The following is a 16,606-nucleotide window of genomic DNA, read 5'->3' on the forward strand; positions in this document are numbered from 1 at the left end:
ATGACACCCCCCACGACCGAAGCCCCGGTCGCGCCCGCCCCCGTCGCGTCGCGCGTACCCGCCGCGCCACCGGCCCCACCGGCCCCTCCGGTGAAGGCGGCACCACCCGCCGGGGCGCTGGACCTCTGGACCCTGCTGCCGCTGGTGGCGACCGTCCTGCTGCTCGCCCTCCCCGTCCCGGGCGCCGGAACTCCCGACTCCCAAGGGGCGCTTCCGGCCGACCTCGCGTCGGGCGTGGCGGTGCTGTGCTGCCTGGGGCGGCTGCTGGCCCGGCGGGTGCGCCCGCTGCCGACGGGCGCGGTGCTGATCGCCGGTCTCACGGTCACCGGGCTCGCCGTGGCGACCGTCACCGCCTCGGACCCGGTGGCGGCGCTCCCCGGCCTCGTCCGCTACCTCCAGGTATTCGTCCTGGTGCCGCTCGCCGTGTGCCTGACCATCCGGGACGCGCGCGGCTTCCGGCTCCTGACCGCGGCGCTCGTCCTGCTCGCCCTGGTCCAGGGGTTCGTCGGCGTCCGCCAGTTCGCCACCGGCACCGGAGCCTCCTACATGGGCGAGGAGGTCCGCGCGGTGGGGACCTTCGGCCCCGGCGACATCATGGGCATGGCGACGGTCGTCGCGTACGGACTGCTCGCCGCCGTCCCGTACGCGCTCTGCCCGCCCGCCTCCGTCCGCCGCTGGCTGCGCCCCTGCGCGCTCCTCGTCACCGCCGGACTGGTCGTGGCCCTCGCCGTCTCCTTCAGCCGGGGCTCGTGGATCGCGACGGCGCTGGCCGCGCTCACGGTCGTGGTGCTGACCGGGCGGCGCACGGCGACCCGGTCGCTGCTGGTCCTGGGCGCGCTGTCGGTGGTCCTGGTCGGCGGGTTCGGCATCGGCTCCGACATGGTCCGGGAGCGGCTCTCCAGCGTCACCGACGTGGCGCGGGCCCCCGACCGCTCCGTCAACGACCGGTACACCCTGTGGGAGGCCGCCGGGAGCATGTGGCGGGAGCGGCCGGCGACCGGCGTCGGCCTCAAGGGCTTCCCGGAGTTCCGCGACGGCCACGCCTCGATCGGCCTGTCCTCCGGCAGCGACACGGAGGGGGCCGGTCAGGGCTTCCGCAGGCAGACCCTGTTGTCCCCGCACAACATGTATCTGCTGGTCCTCGGGGAGCAGGGGCTGATCGGTTTCGTCACCGTCGTGGGCGGCTGGCTGGCGGTGCTCGTGGCGTCGGTGCGCGCCCTCTTCCTCGCCCGTCGGCGGCGGGCCGGCGCGATCGACTGCGGGCTGGTGGCCGTGGGGCTGGTGGTGTGGCAGACCGTCGACTTCCTGTACGCGGACATCGGCGGGCCCACGACCGTGCTCACGGGCGTCGTGCTGGGGCTGGGAGCGTGGTGGGCGCTGACCGTCCCGGACGAGGTGGCCGACGCGTGAGCGACACCACGACCGGGGCCGGCCCTTCGGCCGGGCCGCCGCCCGGAGCGGAGGGGCCCGGCGTGGCGGCGCCCCGCCGGGCGCCCCACCCCGAGCCGGGGTTGCCGGTGCCCGGGGGGCCGGCGGGTGACACCGTAGCCACCGAAGAGGCGGCGTCCCGCCGTTCCTCCCCGGTGCTGTCGCGGTTCCTGGCCCGCGCCGCCGCGGCGACGGCGGGGCTGACGCTGGTCGGTGCCGTGCTGGGGCTGCTCCGCGACCAGACCGTCGCCCACTTCTTCGGCGCGGGCGGCGACAGCGACGCGTTCCTGGTCGCCTGGACCGTACCGGAGATGGCGGCGACGCTGCTCATCGAGGACGGGATGGCGCTGCTGCTGGTCCCGGCGTTCAGCCAGGTACTGGCCCGCCGGGCGGCCCCGGCCGGGCTCGCCGGGCCGTTCGGTGCCCCCGAGGAGCCGGTCCGCGCGTTCGTGGCGGCGACCCTCCCGAGGCTCTTCACCCTGCTGGCCGGGGGCGCCGCGCTGCTGTTCGCGGGCGCTCCCTGGGTGGTCCGGATGCTGGCCCCCGGGCTGGCGGATCCCCGGCTGGCCGTGGACTGCACCCGGCTGACCGCCGTCACGGTGCTCACCTTCGGGGTCACCGGATACTTCAGCGCGGCGCTGCGGGCGCACGGGAGTTTCGGCCCTCCGGCCGCCGTCTACGTCGCGTACAACGTCGGCATCATCGCGACGACCCTGGGTCTGCACGCGGTGTGGGGGGTGCGGGCGGCGGCGGTGGGGGTGGCGGCGGGCAGCGTACTGATGGTCCTGGTGCAGATCCCCTCCTTCTGCTCCCGGGTCCTCACCCGCGAGCGCGGCGGGCGCGCGAAGCTCCCGGAGCTCCCGGAGCTCCTGGAGGCCGACGCCACCGCCGTATCCGGCGCGCCGCGCTCCGCCCCACGGCTGCCCGGTGCCGCCGTGCTCGCGCCCGTGCTGCTCTTCGTGGTTTGCCGTCAGGCGCAGGTCCTGGTGGAACGGTTCCTCGCCTCCACGCTGCCCGCCGGTTCCATCTCGCACCTGAACTACGCGCAGAAGGTCGCGCAGATGCCGATGGTGTTGTCGTTGATGATCTGCACGGTGACCTTCCCCGTGGTCGCGCAGGCGATGGCGGACGGCGACCGGGAGAGCGCCCGGCTGCGGGTCGAGCGCGATCTGGCGCTGGCCGCGCTGGTGGTCCTGCTCGGCACCGCGATGGTCGTCGGGTACGCCCCGCAGATCATCGAAGTCCTCTTCCAGCGCGGGGCGTTCGGCGCGGAGGACACCCGGGCCACCGCCGGGGTGATGCGGGTCTACGCGCTCGGTCTCCTCGGCCACTGCCTGGTCGGCGCGCTCGGCCGGCCGTTCTTCTCCTCCGGGCGCCCCACCTGGTACCCCGGCTTCGCGATGGCGACCGGGCTGGTCGTCACGACCGGTACCGGCTTCGCCGTGACGTACTCCTACGGCGTTCTCGGCATCGCCGCCGCGAACGCGGTGGGGATCACCGTCACGGCGGCGCTCCTCCTCCAGGGGCTCGGTTCCCGGGTGGTCGCCATCGAGGTACGGGCCGTGAGCCTCTCCCTCCTCCGCCTGGCGGTGCCGGCCGCCGTCGCCGCCGCGGCCGGCTGGGGATCGGCGGGCGTGGTCACCGATCCCCTCCTGGGCCTCGCGGCGGGATGCGTCCTCGTGCCTTCCGTCTTCCTCCTCACCGGACGCGTGTGCCGGGTTCCCGAAGTCGTCCATCTGCTGGCCCTGACCCGACAGAGGTTTCTCCATGGCAACTGACCCGTCGGCGCGAGTCGCCGCACCCCGCTCCGCCCGTCCTCGCCCGGCCGCCGCCCGGCCGTGGATCTGGACCTACCACTCGGTGGGCGACCCCACGGACGACCCGTACGGGATCACCGTCTCCCCCGAACGCCTGGACGCCCAACTGGCCTGGCTGCGAGGCCGCCGGCTGACGGGAGTGGCGGTGGGGACCCTGCTGCGCGCGCACGCCGGGGGCAGGCGCGGCCTGGTGGGCCTGACCTTCGACGACGGTTACGCGGACTTCGTGGACGAGGCCCTGCCGGTGCTTCGCCGGTACGGCTTCACCGCCACCGTCTTCGTCCTGCCGGGCCGCGACGGCGGAACCAACGAGTGGGACCCGAAGGGCCCGCGCAAGCCGCTCCTCACCCACGCGCAGATCGGCCGGCTCGCGCGCGCCGGAATGGAGATCGGTTCCCACGGCCTCTGTCACCGGGACCTGACGGCGCTGCCCGACGAGGAGCTCCACGCGGAGACCCGGCGCAGCCGCGAGCTGGTCCGGGAGTTCACCGGGACCTCCCCGGAGGGCTTCTGCCACCCGTACGGCTACGCCGACCAGCGGGTGCTCGACTCGGTGCGCGAGGCGGGGTACGCGTACGGCTGCGCCCTGCAACCCGGCACTCTCGTGGGCGAGTTCGCGCTTCCGCGTACCCATGTCAGCCACGCCGACCAGGGCTTGCGGCTGCGCGCGAAGGAGCTGCGGCACCACATGCGCCACCGGGCGGGCCGCACGCCTTCGGGGCCGGTGCCCTCGGGTCCGCTCGCGGAGGCCCGCCGGTGAAAGTCCTGCATGTCATCACGGGCCTGGGAATCGGCGGTGCGGAACAGCAACTGCGCCTGATGATCCGTCACCTGCCGGTCTCCTGCGACGTGGTGACGCTCACCAACCCCGGAGCGGTGGCCGAAGGGCTGCGCGCCGACGGGGTGCGCGTCACCCATCTCGGCATGGCGGGAAACCGCGACCTGCGGGCGGTGGGCCGGCTCACCCGGCTCGTGCGCCGGGGAGCGTACGACCTCGTGCACACCCATCTCTACCGGGCCTGCGTCTACGGCAGGATCGCCGCGAGACTGGCCGGGGTCCGCGCCGGTGTGTCCACCGAACACTCCCTGGGGCACGCGGAGATCGAGGGCCGCCCGCTCACCGCCGGTACCCGCGCGCTCTACCTGGGCACGGAGCGGCTGGGGTCCGCGACGGTCGCGGTCTCCCCCACCGTGGCCGGCCGGCTGCGGGAGTGGGGCGTGCCCGAGGAGCGCATCCACCTGGTGCCGAACGGCATCGACGCGCGGGCGTTCCGGTTCGACGCGGAGTCCCGGCGCGCCACCCGTGCCCTCCTCGGCCTCCCCCAGGACGCCTTCGTGGTCGGGGGCGTGGGGCGGCTGGTCCCGGGCAAGCGGTTCGACGTCCTCGTGCGGGCCGTCGCGGCGCTGCCCGGCGTGCGGCTGGTGCTCGCCGGGGAGGGGCCGGAGCTCGCGTCGCTGCGAGCTCTGGCCGGGCGGCTCGGCGCGGCGGACCGCGTCCGGTTCCTCGGAGCGTGCGACGCCTCGGGGCCCGGCCCCGACGTGCCCGCGGTGCTGGGCGCGGTCGACGTGTTCGTCTCGGCCTCCCGCGAGGAGTCGTTCGGGCTGGCCGTCGTGGAGGCGCTCGCGTCCGGACTGCACGTGCTGCACCAGGCCTGTCCCGCGCTCGACGACCTGCCCGCCGGCAGCTCCCCCGGCGCCCGCCGGATCTCCGGCGATCCCACCGAACTCGCCTCCTCCTTGCGGAGTCTGGCGGATCTCGGCCCTCCGCGTCTTCCCCCGCCCACCGCCGTCGCCGCGTACGACATCCGGCGCAGCAGCCACCACCTCATGGACGTGTACCGCCACGTCCTCGCCACGTCCCGTCCCCTGGAAAGAGCAGAGTCATGACCGAAACCCCCGCCCAGAACCAGGCCGCTCCCGGACGGGCCCGCAGGCTCCGCTCCGCTCTCCGCCCGCCCGTCTGGTGGCCGCTGCCCGCCTGCGCCCTGCTGGGCGCCGCCTGCGGGATCTCCTACGGCCTGCTCGCGCCGAAGAGTTACGAGGCCACCGGGTACGCGATGACCGTCGCGGCGACGAAGACCACCGATCCGACGGCGGCGCTCGGGTACGCGCAGTCGTACGGCCGGCTGGCGACCGGCGACGCGACCCTCGGCTACGCGCAGGGTGCCGCGGGCGAACCGCTGCGCAAGCTGCGCGGCCACGTCCGGGCGGAGACCTCCCCCGACTCGCCGATGATCGCGGTCACCGGCACGGCCCGCCGGCCCCGGCAGGCGGCGGAGATCGCGGACGCGGTCGTCGAGGCGCTCATCGTCAGCGGAGGCCACGTCTCCAAGGACACCGGGGTGAAACTGATCCAGTTCACCCACGCCGTCGCGCCGAGCGACCCGGCCTCGCCCTCCGTGCCGCTCTCGGCCGCCGTGGGCGGCAGCGCGGGCGGGCTCGTCGGCGGGCTGCTGCTCCTCGTCCGCCGCCGCCCCGAGGAGCACCCGGCCCCGGCTCCGGCCGCCCCGGTCCCCGGGCCCGCGCACGAGGCCGAGTCCCTGGTGCCCGAGGAGCGGGAGCCCGCGCGATGACACCCGTACCAAAGGGCCCCCTGAGCGTCACGCTCTGCCGGGACGGCCGGGAGTTCGCCGCGCTCGCGCCCGAGTGGGACGCCCTGCACCGGCGCTGCTCGTCGGCCACACCGTTCCAGAGTCATGCCTGGCTGCACTCCTGGTGGCTGTCGTACGGGCAGGACGCGAATCTCCGGGTCGTCCTGGTGCGGCGCGGCGGGCGGCTGGCCGGCGCCGCGGCGCTGCTCCTCACCCACCGGCCGATGCCGGTGCTGATGCCCATGGGCGGGGCGATCTCGGACTTCTTCGACGTCCTCGTCGACGAGGAGTACGGGGAGGCGGAGACCGGGGCGGTGGTCGACGCGCTGGCGCGCGGCCTGCACCGCGCCGCGGGCTCCAGTGTGATCGACCTGCGCGAGGTACGCCCCGACGCCCTGGCGCAGCGGCTCTTCGCCGGCTGGACCGGGCCACGCGTCCGGTTCGCGGACTCCACCTGCATGGAGCTGCCGGCCGCGCCACTCGCCACGCTGGCCCAGGAGATGTCGGGCTCCCGTGCCCAGCGGGTGCGGGCCAAGCTCCGGAAGGTGGAGGCGCTGGGCGTCGTGTGCCGGGAGGTCCCGGTCGAGCGGGTGCCGGCGACCGTGGGCGATCTGCTGCGGCTGCACGCGTTGCAGTGGAGCGGGCGGGGCGTCAACCCCGAGCATCTGCGTCCCCGCTTCGCGGCCCATCTGACGCACGCCGCGGGGCGGATGGTCCGCGACGGCGGGGCGACGCTCACGGAGTTCCTGCTGGACGGGGAGGTGCTGGCGGCGAACCTGTCGCTGCACGCGGGCCCGCTGACCGGCTGCTACCTGTACGGCGCGCACCCTCTGCTGCGGGAGCGGAAGGTGGACGTGGCGACCCTGCTGCTGCGCGAGGTCTCCCGGCAGGCGGCTGCCGACGGGCGGCGGACGCTGAGTCTGCTGCGCGGCGCGGAGCAGTACAAGAGCTACTGGCAGCCGGTCTCGGTGGTCAACCAGCGGCTGCTGCTGTCCCGGCCGGGGCTCGCACCGGTGCTGCGGCTGCGGGCGGCGCAGGTGGCCGCGCGGGACCGGGCGGCCAGGACGGTGAAGGCGCGCTTCCCCGCGGCGCGGGACTGGCACGAGCGGTTCAGCGCTCTGACAGGGGCGGCGCGCTGAGCCATCCGGCGGAGCCGTACCCAGAACTTCCGCACTGATCCGTTACCGCCCACCGTTCCCCGCGTTTGTCAGTCAGTGCGGGGCCGGAAGGCACCGCAGCTCCACAACGAAACGTTCTTCCATAGGAGTTCTTGATGTCGCGTATCACGAAGGTCGCCGCCGTCCTGGCGGGAACCGGCGCCCTCATCGCCGGCGGCGCCGGCCTCGCCTCGGCCGACGCCGGGGCCGGTGCGGTCGCCGCGGGCTCCCCCGGTCTCGTCTCGGGCAACATCATCTCGGTGCCCGTGCACGTCCCGGTCAACGTCTGCGGCAACACGATCAACGTCGTCGGCCTGCTGAACCCGGCCTTCGGCAACACCTGCGTCAACGGCTCGGCCCAGCCGCAGCCCGTCGACCACGAGGACGCCTACGAGGGCGACCACGACGCGTACGGTCACTGACCGCATTCGTACACGGCGGCCGGTCCCCCCTCCTCATCCCCGGAGGGGAGACCGGCCGCCGTGCCGTCCGGCGCCGCCCGCCGGAGACCGTACGGGTCAGGCGTAGCGGTAGACGCGGCTGTGGTCGAGCAGCCCGGACGGCGCGATCCCCCAGGGCGGCAGTGGCTCGTTGCGGGCGAACACCCGGCCGCGTTGCGGATCGTCGCCGGTGAGTTCCCGGGCGGGCAGGTAGCCGGAGCCCGGGTGGGCCTTCTGCCAGCGGTCCCAGAGCCGGTCGATGAACGCGTGGTGCAGCCAGAAGACCGGGTCGTTCGGGGAACCGGCCCCCGCCATCGCGCCGCCGACCCAGCGGTGCACCTGGTTGTGGTTGCTGATCGCACGCGCCCCCCTGATGCCCCATCCCTCCACCCGGTTGCGGAAGCCGGTGCGGCTGACGCTGTTCCACGGCTCGGCGTCGTACAGCGGGTCGTTCAGCGCTCCCCGCACGTCGTTCGCGGTGGGCAGGGCCACCGGATCCGCCGGCCGGCCGAGGTCACGGGTCAGGAACAGGTCGTCGGTGACGCCGTTGCTGATGGGCCAGTTCCCCTCCTGGTACGCGAAGGGGCCCGTGGTGACCTGCCGGTCGCCTTCCCGCCCGTTGCCACCGAGGAAGTCCGGCGTCCACGGCGCTCCCCCCGGCGAGCGGTCCAGGGTCCAGTCCCAGTACGGCACGGAGACCGTCGGGTCGGCCTCCCGCAGAGCCCGCTCGAACTCCAGCAGGTACTGGCGGTGCCAGGGGAAGAACGACGGGGTCATGTGTGCCGCGCGCGGCCGGTCCTCCCCGTCGGTGACGTAGAACTCGCGGTGCGTCGCAACGAAGTCGTCGTACCGCCCGGACCGCTTGAGCGTGAGCACGGCGTCGACGAACCGCTTCCGTTCGGTCCGGGTGAGGTCGCGCTGGTTCTTTCGCGTGTACACCTTCCACCTGTCCTTCGGTCAGATGCTGTGGGGCGCGGCGGACAGCCGGGCGGGGCCCAGGACGTCGACCGCGGCGCGCGCGGCCGCGAGGGGCGTCGGGTGCGACTCGTAGTGGGTGACCGCGCTGAGGCAGCTCCCGTCGGCCCGGCGCATGAGGTGCAGGGGAGCGCCGTCGATGCTGGCCTCGGGGTGGAGACCGGCGCTCGCGGTCCGCACGCCGGGCCCGGCGGTGCCGTTCGGGGAGGCGTCCGCGCGCACCCGGATCGTCCGCCCCCGGTACGTCTCGGTGATCTCCCCCGGCCGCGGGGGTTCGGTGGCGCCGGTGCCGCCGGGGCTCTCCGGGCCGCGGGCGACGATCGGCTCCCAGGCCGCCCCGGTTCCGGCCACGACCCCGACGGCGAAGACGGTACGCAGCACCCCCCTGCGGGTGGCCGCGCTCCTTCCGCCCACGGCGCCCCGGGCCTTCCTGCTCAAACCCATCTGCGTCCGCCTCTCTGTCATTCCGGTGAGCTTGTCGGTGAAGCCGCTTGTCGGTGAAGCCGCTTGTCGGTGCGGCTGGTATCGACGCCCATCAGACGGTGTGCGCCTGCCTCTTGCCCGTAACGGCTCGCCGTACCGCCGGTCAATCCCTCAACCGTGGGAAATCCGGGCCGTTCGCGGCCGCGTCGGGCCTCGGGTGTGCATGGCCGGGCCAGCATGGGAGTCCCGACTGCCGAAGGTGGTGGACATGAGCGTTCCCGGACAGGTCCCCGGCGTACGTACGGAGCGGCCGAGGGACGTCGATCTGGCGGACCCGGCGTTCTGGCGGCTGCCGCGCACCGAGCGGCTGCGGGCGTTCGAGATGCTGCGCGAGCTCGACGCTCCGGTGCGGTTCACCGCGCGCAGCGGCCGGGAGGCGGGGCTCTCCTTCTACGCCCTGGTGAAGCACGCGGACGTGAAGGCGGCGAGCCGCCGGGCGGACGTCTTCGCGAGCGCCCCGGGGGTCACCGTCCCGGAGCCCGCCCGCTGGGCGAAGGCCGTCTTCGGCAACTCCATGGTCAACATGGACGGCGCCGACCACGCGGGGCTCCGCCGGATCGTCTCCCGCGCCTTCACCCCCCGGCTGCTCGGTGAGGCCGAGGAGAACATCTCCCGGGTCACGCGCCGGCTGGTGGACGAGGCGGTGGCCGGCCGTTCCACCGACTTCATGCGGTCGGCGCCCGCGCGCCTGCCGTTCGAGGTCATCTGCGACCTGATGGGCATTCCGGGGACGTACCGGCCGTGGATCGCCGCCCAGATCGACCACGCGTCGAGCCACGTCGGGGTGGAGCGGCGCGGACTGGCCCGGATCCGGGTGCCCGGCCGGGGGCTGCGTTCGCTCGCCCGGATGCAGCTCGTGATGGCGCGCATCGCCCACGAGCGCCGCCGCCGGCCCACCGGTGACCTGATCTCGGCCCTGGTCCGGGCCGACGTGGACGGGCAGTCGCTCGGCGCCCGCGAACTCGGCGCCTTCTTCTCGCTGCTGCTGGTCGCGGGGGTCGAGACGACCAGGAACGCGCTCGCGCACGGGATGGCGCTGCTGTCCCGGTTCCCGGAGCAGCGCACGCTGCTGGTGTCCGACCTCGACCGGTACGTCGACGGGGCGATGGAGGAGATCGTCCGGCACTCGACGCCGATCATCCAGTTCCGGCGGACCGTCACCACCGAGCACGAGCTCGGCGGGCGCGTCTTCCGGCCGGGCGACAAGGCCGTGCTCTTCTACGCCTCCGCCAACCGCGACGCCTCCGTGTTCGCGGAACCGGACCGCTTCGACATCACCCGCTCGCCCAACCCGCATCTGGGGTACGGGGGAGGCGGCCCGCACCACTGCCTCGGGGCGCACCTGGCCCGCCTGGAGATGCGGGCGCTCTTCACGGAGGTGCTCACCCGGACCGACACCGCGCGGGCGCTCGGCGAACCGGAGCTGGTGGACTCCAACTTCGACAACCGGGTCCGCGGTCTGGCACTGACCTTCGACTCCGTCCCGACGCCGTAGGTGGTGACCGCCCGTGGGGCCGAGCCGCCGCCGGACCGGCCGGACGTCCACCGATACCGAGGAGCAGCCGTGTCCCGTAGTCGCCGTATCGTCAATCTCTGTGTGGGCACGGTCGCGGCCGGTGTGCTCGCCGTCAGTGGTGCCTCCGGTTTCCGGGTCACCGGGACGGGTTCGGCCGACAGTGCCGGACCGCATGTCGATCCACGCAGCACGGCGGTCGGCGCCTATCTGGACTACGGCCCCGACGGCGTGGCGCGCATGACGGAGATGTCCCGGTGGCTCGGCGGGAAGGAGCTGCGCGTCGGGCACAGCTACCTCCCCGGGGACCTCTGGGTGAACATCGAGGGCTCGGTCGACTTCCTGGGCGCGTGGGCGCAGTGGCGGCAGGCGCAGAACGACCGGATGTTCGTCCTCAACACGCCGATGCTGGAGCGGAACGAGGTGCGGGTCTCGGACGCCACCGTGCGCCTGCGGCTGCGGTCGGGTGCGGCGGGCCTGTACGACCGGCATTTCCGCAAGCTCGCCGAGCGGCTGGTGGGGCTGGGCATCCCGGACACCGTGATCGTGCTCGGCTGGGAGATGAACGGCACCACCTACGCCCACCGGTGCGGGCCGGACCCGGCGGCCTGGAAGGCGTACTGGCAGCGGATCGTCACCGCCATGCGCTCGGTCGAGGGCCAGCGGTTCCGCTTCGACTTCGCGCCGAGCCGGGGGCGGGACGCGGTTCCCTGGACCGACTGCTATCCCGGTGACGACTTCGTGGACATCGTCGGCATGGACTCCTACGACCAGCCGCCGGGCGAGAACTTCGACGACCAGGTGTACGGCGAGTACGGGCTGCAGAAGCACGTGGACTTCGCCGCCGAGCACGGGAAGCCGATCTCGTACCCGGAGTGGGGCCTCTTCCGCAACGGCGACAACCCCGAGTACATGCGCCGGATGCTCGAATGGATGGATCTCCACCCGCCCGTCTACCAGACGATCACGGACTACTGCCCGCACGGGGTGTGGCGGTGCGGCGGGAATCCGGCGGCGTCGAAGCTCTACCGGTCCTTCCTCAGTGACGAGAACCGGCCGCTCCCGGTGGAAACGACCTCCACGCCGGGACCGGCCGAATGGTGCTTCCCGCTGTCACTGAGCGACTGGTTCACCGACTGGGCGAAGAGCCGGCGGATCTGTGTGAAGCTCTGATCCCGCCGGCTCAGCCGAGGTCGTCGCTCGCGGCGGCCCGGAACCAGGTGGGGCCGTCGGTGAGGGACTGCTTGATCCGGAAACGCGCGAACTCGGCCAGCGGCGGCAGCGCGTCCAGGGCGAACCAGGCGACCTCCAGCGACTCGTCGTCGTTGACGCGCGGCTCACCGCCGGTGGCCCGGCACCGGAAGGTGATGTCGAGGTACTGGCAGTGGTCCCCGTTCGGGTACTCCACGGGCTTCAGCGCCTCGGTGAGCACCACGCGTTCGGCCACGCAGTGCACGGCCGTCTCCTCGTACACCTCGCGCACAGCGGTCCGCGCGGGCTCCTCGCCGGGTTCGGGGATGCCGCCGATGACCGACCACTTGCCGGTGTCGGCCCGCTTGCCGAGGAGGACCCGGCCGTCCTCGTCGAAGACGACCGCGCTCACCCCCGGCAGCAGAAGCAGCTGGTGGCCGGCGGTGGCCCTGATCGTACGGATGAAGTCGGGAGTAGCCATGCGGATGAGCCTAACGTGATCTTCAGGCGGTCCGGCGGGCCCGACGGGAGCGGCGGGAGCGGACGGCGACGAGGACGAGGCCGGCGGTGGCGAAGAGGGCGATGATCCCTTCCGGGAGTGCGCCCATCCGGGTGGCGGGGGTCAGGGAGGACCGCAGGGGCACCTCGTCCACCAGGGCCGCGGGGGTGAAGAACCCGGACTTCTCCACGATCGTGCCGTCCGGGCGGATGACGGCGCTGACCCCGCTGGTGACCGGTACGACGACGGCGCGGCCGTGCTCCACCGCCCGCACCCGGGACATCGCGAGCTGCTGGTAGGTCATCTCGGTGCGCCCGAACGTGGCGTTGTTGCTCGGTACGGCGATCAGCTGACCACCGGCCTTCACGGTGTCGCGCACGGCGTCGTCGAACGCGGCTTCGTAGCAGGTGACGAAGCCGACCTTCGTACCTGCCAGGTCGAACACACCGACCTTGGTGCCGGAGCCGAAGTCACGCTGGACACGGTCGACGTCCTTGCTGAAGACGCGGGCGACCGAGCGCATCGGCATGTACTCGCCGAACGGCTGGATGTGCCGCTTGTCGTACGTGTCGAGGGGGCCCTTCTCCGGGTCCCACTGGATCAGCGTGTTGCGCAGCTTGCCGGTGTCGGGTTCGACGACCGCGCCGACCACGGTGGGGACGCCGATGGCCCGGACCGCCTGGTCGATGACGTCCCAGGCGTCGGCGTTGCGGTAGGGGTCGAGGTCGGAGGAGTTCTCCGGCCAGAGGACGAAGTCGGGCTGGGGCTCCTTGCCCGCCTTCACGTCCGCCGCGAGCTGCTCCGTGACCCGGACGTGGTTGTCGAGCACGGCGCGCCGCTGGGAGTTGAAGTCCAGGCCGAGGCGCGGCACGTTGCCCTGGATCGCGGCGACGGTCGCGGTGCCGTCCTCCGGGGAGTTGTCGACCAGCGGGAGCGAGCCGAGGGCGCCCGCGACGGGGACCAGCACCGCCGCGGCGGCCATCGCGGCCGCCGCGCGCGGGAGCTCTCCGGTCGAGCGGTACGCGCGGACCCGCCGGACCACCTCGAAGAGGCCGAATCCGCAGAGGACCACCGCGAAGGAGAGGAGCGGTGTACCGCCGAGGGCGGCGATCGGCAGGAAGACGCTGTCGGCCTGGCCGAAGGCGATCTTGCCCCAGGGGAACCCGCCGAACGGCACACGGGCCCGGACCGCCTCGTCGAGGGTCCAGACGGCCGCCGCCCAGAACGGCCAGTACGCCAGCCTGGTCACGGCGGCGATACCGACGCAGCCCACCGCGACGAAGAGCGCCTCGGCCACGGCCAGCGCCAGCCACGGGACCGGGCCGACGTCCTCGCCGGTCCAGTGCAGCAGCGGCAGCAGGAAGCCGAGCCCGGCCAGCAGGCCCAGGCCGAACGCGGCGCGCGGGCGGCGTTCGAACAGGACCCAGCCCAGCAGGGCGAAGCCGGGCAGCACCAGCCACCACAGGGGCCGGGGCGGGAAGCTCACGTACAGCAGCGCTCCGGAGAGCACGGCCGCGGCCGGTCGGGCCCAGGTGAGCCACCGCCCCCGGGAACGTGACTCGGGAACGGGCGACGGATCATCGACGGAGGTGATGGTGGCGCTCACCTGCGGGAGTCTACGGGCGGCTGCTGTGCGCGCGGCAGCGGGGAGAGTCAGGTGGCCGGGGCGGGTGTCCGGGGACGCCTCGTCGTGGAGCACCGGCCCGCGGCCGGGTCCCGGGGTCAGGCTTCGGAGGGCCTGCCGGCCGCCGGGAGGCGGAGCCGGTCGCGGATGAACCGTACGGCGGCCTCCGCGTTGTCGACGGTGACGGTGAACGACATGCCGTCGCCGAGCCGGAGCAGCAGCGCCTCGCCCCGGCGCACCACGACGGCGGTGCCCTGTTCGGGGCGCCAGCGGTAGCCCCACCCGCCCCACTGGCGCGGGGTCACGCGGGGGACGAACTCGGCGCCCACGACGTGGGTGAGCAGGATGCGGCGGCGCGGCAGCCCCATGTGGCCGCAGCGGACCTCGAGTGCGTCGCCGTCCACCTTCACCGCGACATGGACGAAGGCGAGGGTGCCGTAGAGCATCAGGAGTCCGGCGGCGACGCAGCCGACCACCGACATAACCAGGGGGGCGACGCCGGAGGTCCAGTTGGAATCGAGGGCGATCTCGACCCCGAGGGCCAAGCACGCCGCTCCCACGAAGGCCAGCAGCCACTGGGCGCGGTTGGTCGCCTTGCCGGTCCACACGGTGGACGGCGCCTGGGTCGAGCCGTGCGCCGCACGGCCGGGGTGGTCCGTCATGCTCAGCAGCGTACCCATGACCCGCACCCGCGGGGCGGGTGTCACAAGGCCGATCGGGCGGTGGCCGCGGTCAGCGGGAGGCGCCCACGCCCCGCAGCAGCCTGCCCTCGGCGTAGGTGAGAGCGGCGTCCGGCAGGTCGGCCTCGCGCCCGCTGAGGAGGACGGTGAGAGAACCGGTCGGTTCGGCCGACGGAGCGGGTTCGGCGCCGATGCGGCGGAGCGCCTGGGCGGCCACGGCCCCGGCGGAGCCGTGCAGGACCACCGGGGGGTGGCCCGGCCGCCGCAGGGCGTCGGCGACGCGGTCGGCGACCAGCTCGTAGTGGGTGCAGCCGAGGACCACCGTGCGGACATCGGCGGGGGTGAGTGCGGCGGCGGCGGCCACGGCGCGGTCGATCGCGGCCTCGTCGGCGTACTCGATGGCGTCGGCCAGGCCCGGGCAGGGGACCTCGGTGACGTCCACGTCTGCCGCGAACTCCCGGATCAGCCCGCGCTGGTAGGGGCTGCCGGTGGTGGCGGGGGTGGCCCAGATGGCGAACGGACCGCCGGGGGCGGCCGCGGGCTTGATCGCCGGTACGGTGCCGATGACCGGCAGCGCGGGCTCCAGCTCGGCGCGCAGCGCGGGCAGCGCGCGCACGGACGCCGTGTTGCAGGCGACGACCAGCGCGTCCGGCCGCCGCGCCGCGGCGGCGCGGGCCACGGCGAGCGCGAGCACGGTGACCTCCTCGGGCCCGCGCGGCCCCCAGGGCATGGTGCCGGGGTCCGAGGAGAGCACCAGATCGGCGTCGGGGCGCAGTCTGCGCACCTCGGCGGCGGCCGCCAGCAGTCCGATTCCTGAGTCCATGAGCGCGATCTTCACCCGGTCACCTTATGCCACCCCCCTCCGCGGCCGGTCGGAGTGGGGCAGACTCGGCGGATGAGCGCCGTTGCCTGGATCGCCGTGGGTTCCCTGATCGCGTGGATGTGGCTGCTGCTCGGCCAGGGGTTCTACTGGCGGACGGACCAGCGGTTGCCGGTACGGTCCGAGCCGGCGCGCTGGCCCTCGGTCGCCGTCGTCGTACCGGCCCGGGACGAGGCGCCGATCCTGCCGGTGAGCCTTCCCTCGCTGCTGGCGCAGGACTACCCGGGGGAGGTCTTCGTCGTCCTCGTCGACGACTGCAGTTCGGACGGCACCGGGGAACTCGCGCGGGAGCTGGCCGACCGGTGCGGCGGGCTGGAGCTCCAGGTCGTCTCCCCGGGCGAACCGGAACCGGGATGGACGGGCAAGCTGTGGGCGGTGCGGCACGGGATCGCGGTGGCGCGGCAGCGCGGCCCGGAGTTCCTGCTGCTGACCGACGCGGACATCGCCCATGAGCCGGACAGTCTGCGGGAGCTGGTGGCGGCGGCCGGGCCGGCGGGCCCGGACGGTTACGCCCTGGTCTCCCAGATGGCCCGGCTCCGGGTGGAGAGCTGCTGGGAGCGGCTCGTGGTGCCCGCCTTCGTCTACTTCTTCGGGCAGCTCTTCCCCTTCCGCCGGGTGAACCGGGCGGGCTCCCGGACCGCCGCGGCCGCCGGGGGCTGCGTGCTGCTGCGCGACGAGGCCGCGGTACGGGCCGGGATCCCGGAGTCCATCCGGCAGGCGGTGATCGACGACGTGTCGCTGGCGCGGGTGGTCAAGCGCACCGGCGGCCGGATCTGGCTGGGGCTCGCGGAGCGGGTGGACAGCGTCCGCCCCTACCCGGGGCTCGGGGAGCTGTGGCGGATGGTCTCGCGGAGCGCGTACGCGCAGTTGCGGCACAGTCCGCTGCTGCTCGCGGGGACGGTGCCGGGTCTCGCCCTCGTCTATCTCGCGCCGCCGGTGACGCTGGTGACGGGTTCGGCCCTGGTCGATCCGGCGGCCTCGTGGGCCGGGGGGCTGGCGTGGACGGTGATGACGGTGACGTACCTGCCGATGCTGACGTACTACCGCCAGTCGCTCTGGCTCGCGCCGCTGCTCCCCTTCACCGCCCTGCTCTATCTGCTGATGACCGTCGACTCGGCGGTCCAGCACCACCGGGGGCGGGGCGCCGCCTGGAAGGGGCGCACCTATCCCCGTCCGGAGACCGCGCCGGAGCGGTGAGGCGGAAACGGGGGCGGGCCGGGGCGGTGAGGCGGACGGGGGTCGTGCCGGGACACCTCGGCCCGGCACACCCCGTTCCGGGGCGGGCACCCGAGGGGCTGTCCGCATCCACCCAAACCGGGACGCGGCAG

Annotated in this window: 16 protein-coding genes; 10 read left to right on the forward strand and 6 right to left on the reverse strand. The window is 74.0% G+C overall.

All coding sequences use genetic code 11. The features are described from left to right. The 7 genes from OG599_RS01525 to OG599_RS01555 all read left to right on the forward strand — a co-directional run bounded on the left by OG599_RS01525 (nt 1) and on the right by OG599_RS01555 (nt 7,415). A complete protein-coding gene (locus OG599_RS01525; RefSeq protein WP_327174079.1) occupies nt 1–1,410 on the forward strand; it encodes an O-antigen ligase family protein in 1,410 nt (469 codons plus the stop codon). Next, nucleotides 1,407–3,206 (forward strand): murein biosynthesis integral membrane protein MurJ, encoded by a 1,800-nt coding sequence (gene murJ, locus OG599_RS01530; RefSeq protein ID WP_327174080.1) that lies wholly within the window; start codon nt 1,407–1,409, stop codon nt 3,204–3,206. The genes OG599_RS01525 and murJ overlap by 4 nt, the downstream gene beginning before the upstream one ends. Then, a complete protein-coding gene (locus tag OG599_RS01535; RefSeq protein WP_327174081.1) occupies nt 3,196–4,005 on the forward strand; it encodes a polysaccharide deacetylase family protein in 810 nt (269 codons plus the stop codon). The genes murJ and OG599_RS01535 overlap by 11 nt, the downstream gene beginning before the upstream one ends. Next, nucleotides 4,002–5,132 carry a glycosyltransferase gene (locus OG599_RS01540; RefSeq protein ID WP_327174082.1) on the forward strand — a complete coding sequence of 377 codons (1,131 nt, stop codon included), beginning with the start codon at nt 4,002–4,004 and terminating at the stop codon, nt 5,130–5,132. The genes OG599_RS01535 and OG599_RS01540 overlap by 4 nt, the downstream gene beginning before the upstream one ends. Further along, nucleotides 5,129–5,818: a lipopolysaccharide biosynthesis protein gene (locus OG599_RS01545; protein WP_327174083.1), complete on the forward strand. Its 690-nt coding sequence runs from the start codon at nt 5,129–5,131 to the stop codon at nt 5,816–5,818. The genes OG599_RS01540 and OG599_RS01545 overlap by 4 nt, the downstream gene beginning before the upstream one ends. Beyond that, nucleotides 5,815–6,975 carry a GNAT family N-acetyltransferase gene (locus OG599_RS01550; protein WP_327174084.1) on the forward strand — a complete coding sequence of 387 codons (1,161 nt, stop codon included), beginning with the start codon at nt 5,815–5,817 and terminating at the stop codon, nt 6,973–6,975. Before OG599_RS01545 ends, OG599_RS01550 begins: the two co-directional genes overlap by 4 nt. 134 nt (nt 6,976–7,109) lie before the next feature. Beyond that, complete coding sequence (locus OG599_RS01555; RefSeq protein ID WP_327174085.1) at nt 7,110–7,415, forward strand: chaplin; 306 nt, start codon at nt 7,110–7,112, stop codon at nt 7,413–7,415. A gap of 96 nt (nt 7,416–7,511) precedes the next feature. On the opposite strand, the gene OG599_RS01560 is transcribed toward OG599_RS01555, so the two are convergent. Further along, entirely contained in the window at nt 7,512–8,372 is an 861-nt protein-coding gene (locus OG599_RS01560) for a tyrosinase family protein (protein ID WP_327174086.1), read from the reverse strand. Nucleotides 8,373–8,390: 18 nt separating this feature from the next. Continuing rightward, nucleotides 8,391–8,852 (reverse strand): tyrosinase family oxidase copper chaperone, encoded by a 462-nt coding sequence (locus tag OG599_RS01565; RefSeq protein WP_327174087.1) that lies wholly within the window; start codon nt 8,850–8,852, stop codon nt 8,391–8,393. A gap of 247 nt (nt 8,853–9,099) precedes the next feature. Between OG599_RS01565 and OG599_RS01570 the strand changes: the two genes are divergently transcribed. Next, nucleotides 9,100–10,386: a cytochrome P450 gene (locus tag OG599_RS01570; protein WP_327174088.1), complete on the forward strand. Its 1,287-nt coding sequence runs from the start codon at nt 9,100–9,102 to the stop codon at nt 10,384–10,386. 69 nt (nt 10,387–10,455) lie between these two features. Continuing rightward, nucleotides 10,456–11,577 carry a glycoside hydrolase family 26 protein gene (locus tag OG599_RS01575; RefSeq protein WP_327174089.1) on the forward strand — a complete coding sequence of 374 codons (1,122 nt, stop codon included), beginning with the start codon at nt 10,456–10,458 and terminating at the stop codon, nt 11,575–11,577. Between the two features lie 10 nt (nt 11,578–11,587). Here OG599_RS01575 and OG599_RS01580 read toward each other — a convergent pair whose 3' ends face one another. The 4 genes from OG599_RS01580 to OG599_RS01595 all read right to left on the reverse strand — a co-directional run bounded on the left by OG599_RS01580 (nt 11,588) and on the right by OG599_RS01595 (nt 15,236). Continuing rightward, nucleotides 11,588–12,076, reverse strand: a complete 489-nt coding sequence (locus OG599_RS01580; protein WP_327174090.1) for an NUDIX hydrolase — start codon at nt 12,074–12,076, stop codon at nt 11,588–11,590. Nucleotides 12,077–12,098: 22 nt separating this feature from the next. Then, nucleotides 12,099–13,700 carry an apolipoprotein N-acyltransferase gene (lnt, locus tag OG599_RS01585; RefSeq protein WP_327174091.1) on the reverse strand — a complete coding sequence of 534 codons (1,602 nt, stop codon included), beginning with the start codon at nt 13,698–13,700 and terminating at the stop codon, nt 12,099–12,101. A 116-nt stretch (nt 13,701–13,816) separates the two neighbouring features. After that, nucleotides 13,817–14,380, reverse strand: coding sequence for a hypothetical protein (locus tag OG599_RS01590; protein ID WP_327174092.1), 564 nt, complete (start codon nt 14,378–14,380; stop codon nt 13,817–13,819). Nucleotides 14,381–14,450: 70 nt separating this feature from the next. Beyond that, complete coding sequence (locus OG599_RS01595; protein WP_327174093.1) at nt 14,451–15,236, reverse strand: glutamate racemase; 786 nt, start codon at nt 15,234–15,236, stop codon at nt 14,451–14,453. Nucleotides 15,237–15,293: 57 nt separating this feature from the next. Here OG599_RS01595 and OG599_RS01600 point away from each other — a divergent pair, with 57 nt between their 5' ends. After that, nucleotides 15,294–16,475, forward strand: a complete 1,182-nt coding sequence (locus OG599_RS01600; protein WP_327174094.1) for a glycosyltransferase — start codon at nt 15,294–15,296, stop codon at nt 16,473–16,475. Nucleotides 16,476–16,606: the final 131 nt, after the last annotated feature.

Source organism: Streptomyces sp. NBC_01335 (genome assembly GCF_035953295.1).
Lineage (GTDB): Bacteria > Actinomycetota > Actinomycetes > Streptomycetales > Streptomycetaceae > Streptomyces.

Bases quoted from the DNA above. Each gene is read 5' to 3' on its own strand.
- OG599_RS01525 (WP_327174079.1), top strand. From the start codon at position 1: ATGACACCCCCCACGACCGAAGCCCCGGTCGCGCCCGCCCCCGTCGCG.
- OG599_RS01535 (WP_327174081.1), top strand. From the start codon at position 3,196: ATGGCAACTGACCCGTCGGCGCGAGTCGCCGCACCCCGCTCCGCCCGT.
- OG599_RS01545 (WP_327174083.1), top strand. From the start codon at position 5,129: ATGACCGAAACCCCCGCCCAGAACCAGGCCGCTCCCGGACGGGCCCGC.
- OG599_RS01550 (WP_327174084.1), top strand. From the start codon at position 5,815: ATGACACCCGTACCAAAGGGCCCCCTGAGCGTCACGCTCTGCCGGGAC.
- OG599_RS01555 (WP_327174085.1), top strand. From the start codon at position 7,110: ATGTCGCGTATCACGAAGGTCGCCGCCGTCCTGGCGGGAACCGGCGCC.
- OG599_RS01565 (WP_327174087.1), bottom strand. From the start codon at position 8,852: ATGGGTTTGAGCAGGAAGGCCCGGGGCGCCGTGGGCGGAAGGAGCGCG.
- OG599_RS01570 (WP_327174088.1), top strand. From the start codon at position 9,100: ATGAGCGTTCCCGGACAGGTCCCCGGCGTACGTACGGAGCGGCCGAGG.
- OG599_RS01580 (WP_327174090.1), bottom strand. From the start codon at position 12,076: ATGGCTACTCCCGACTTCATCCGTACGATCAGGGCCACCGCCGGCCAC.
- OG599_RS01590 (WP_327174092.1), bottom strand. From the start codon at position 14,380: ATGACGGACCACCCCGGCCGTGCGGCGCACGGCTCGACCCAGGCGCCG.
- OG599_RS01600 (WP_327174094.1), top strand. From the start codon at position 15,294: ATGAGCGCCGTTGCCTGGATCGCCGTGGGTTCCCTGATCGCGTGGATG.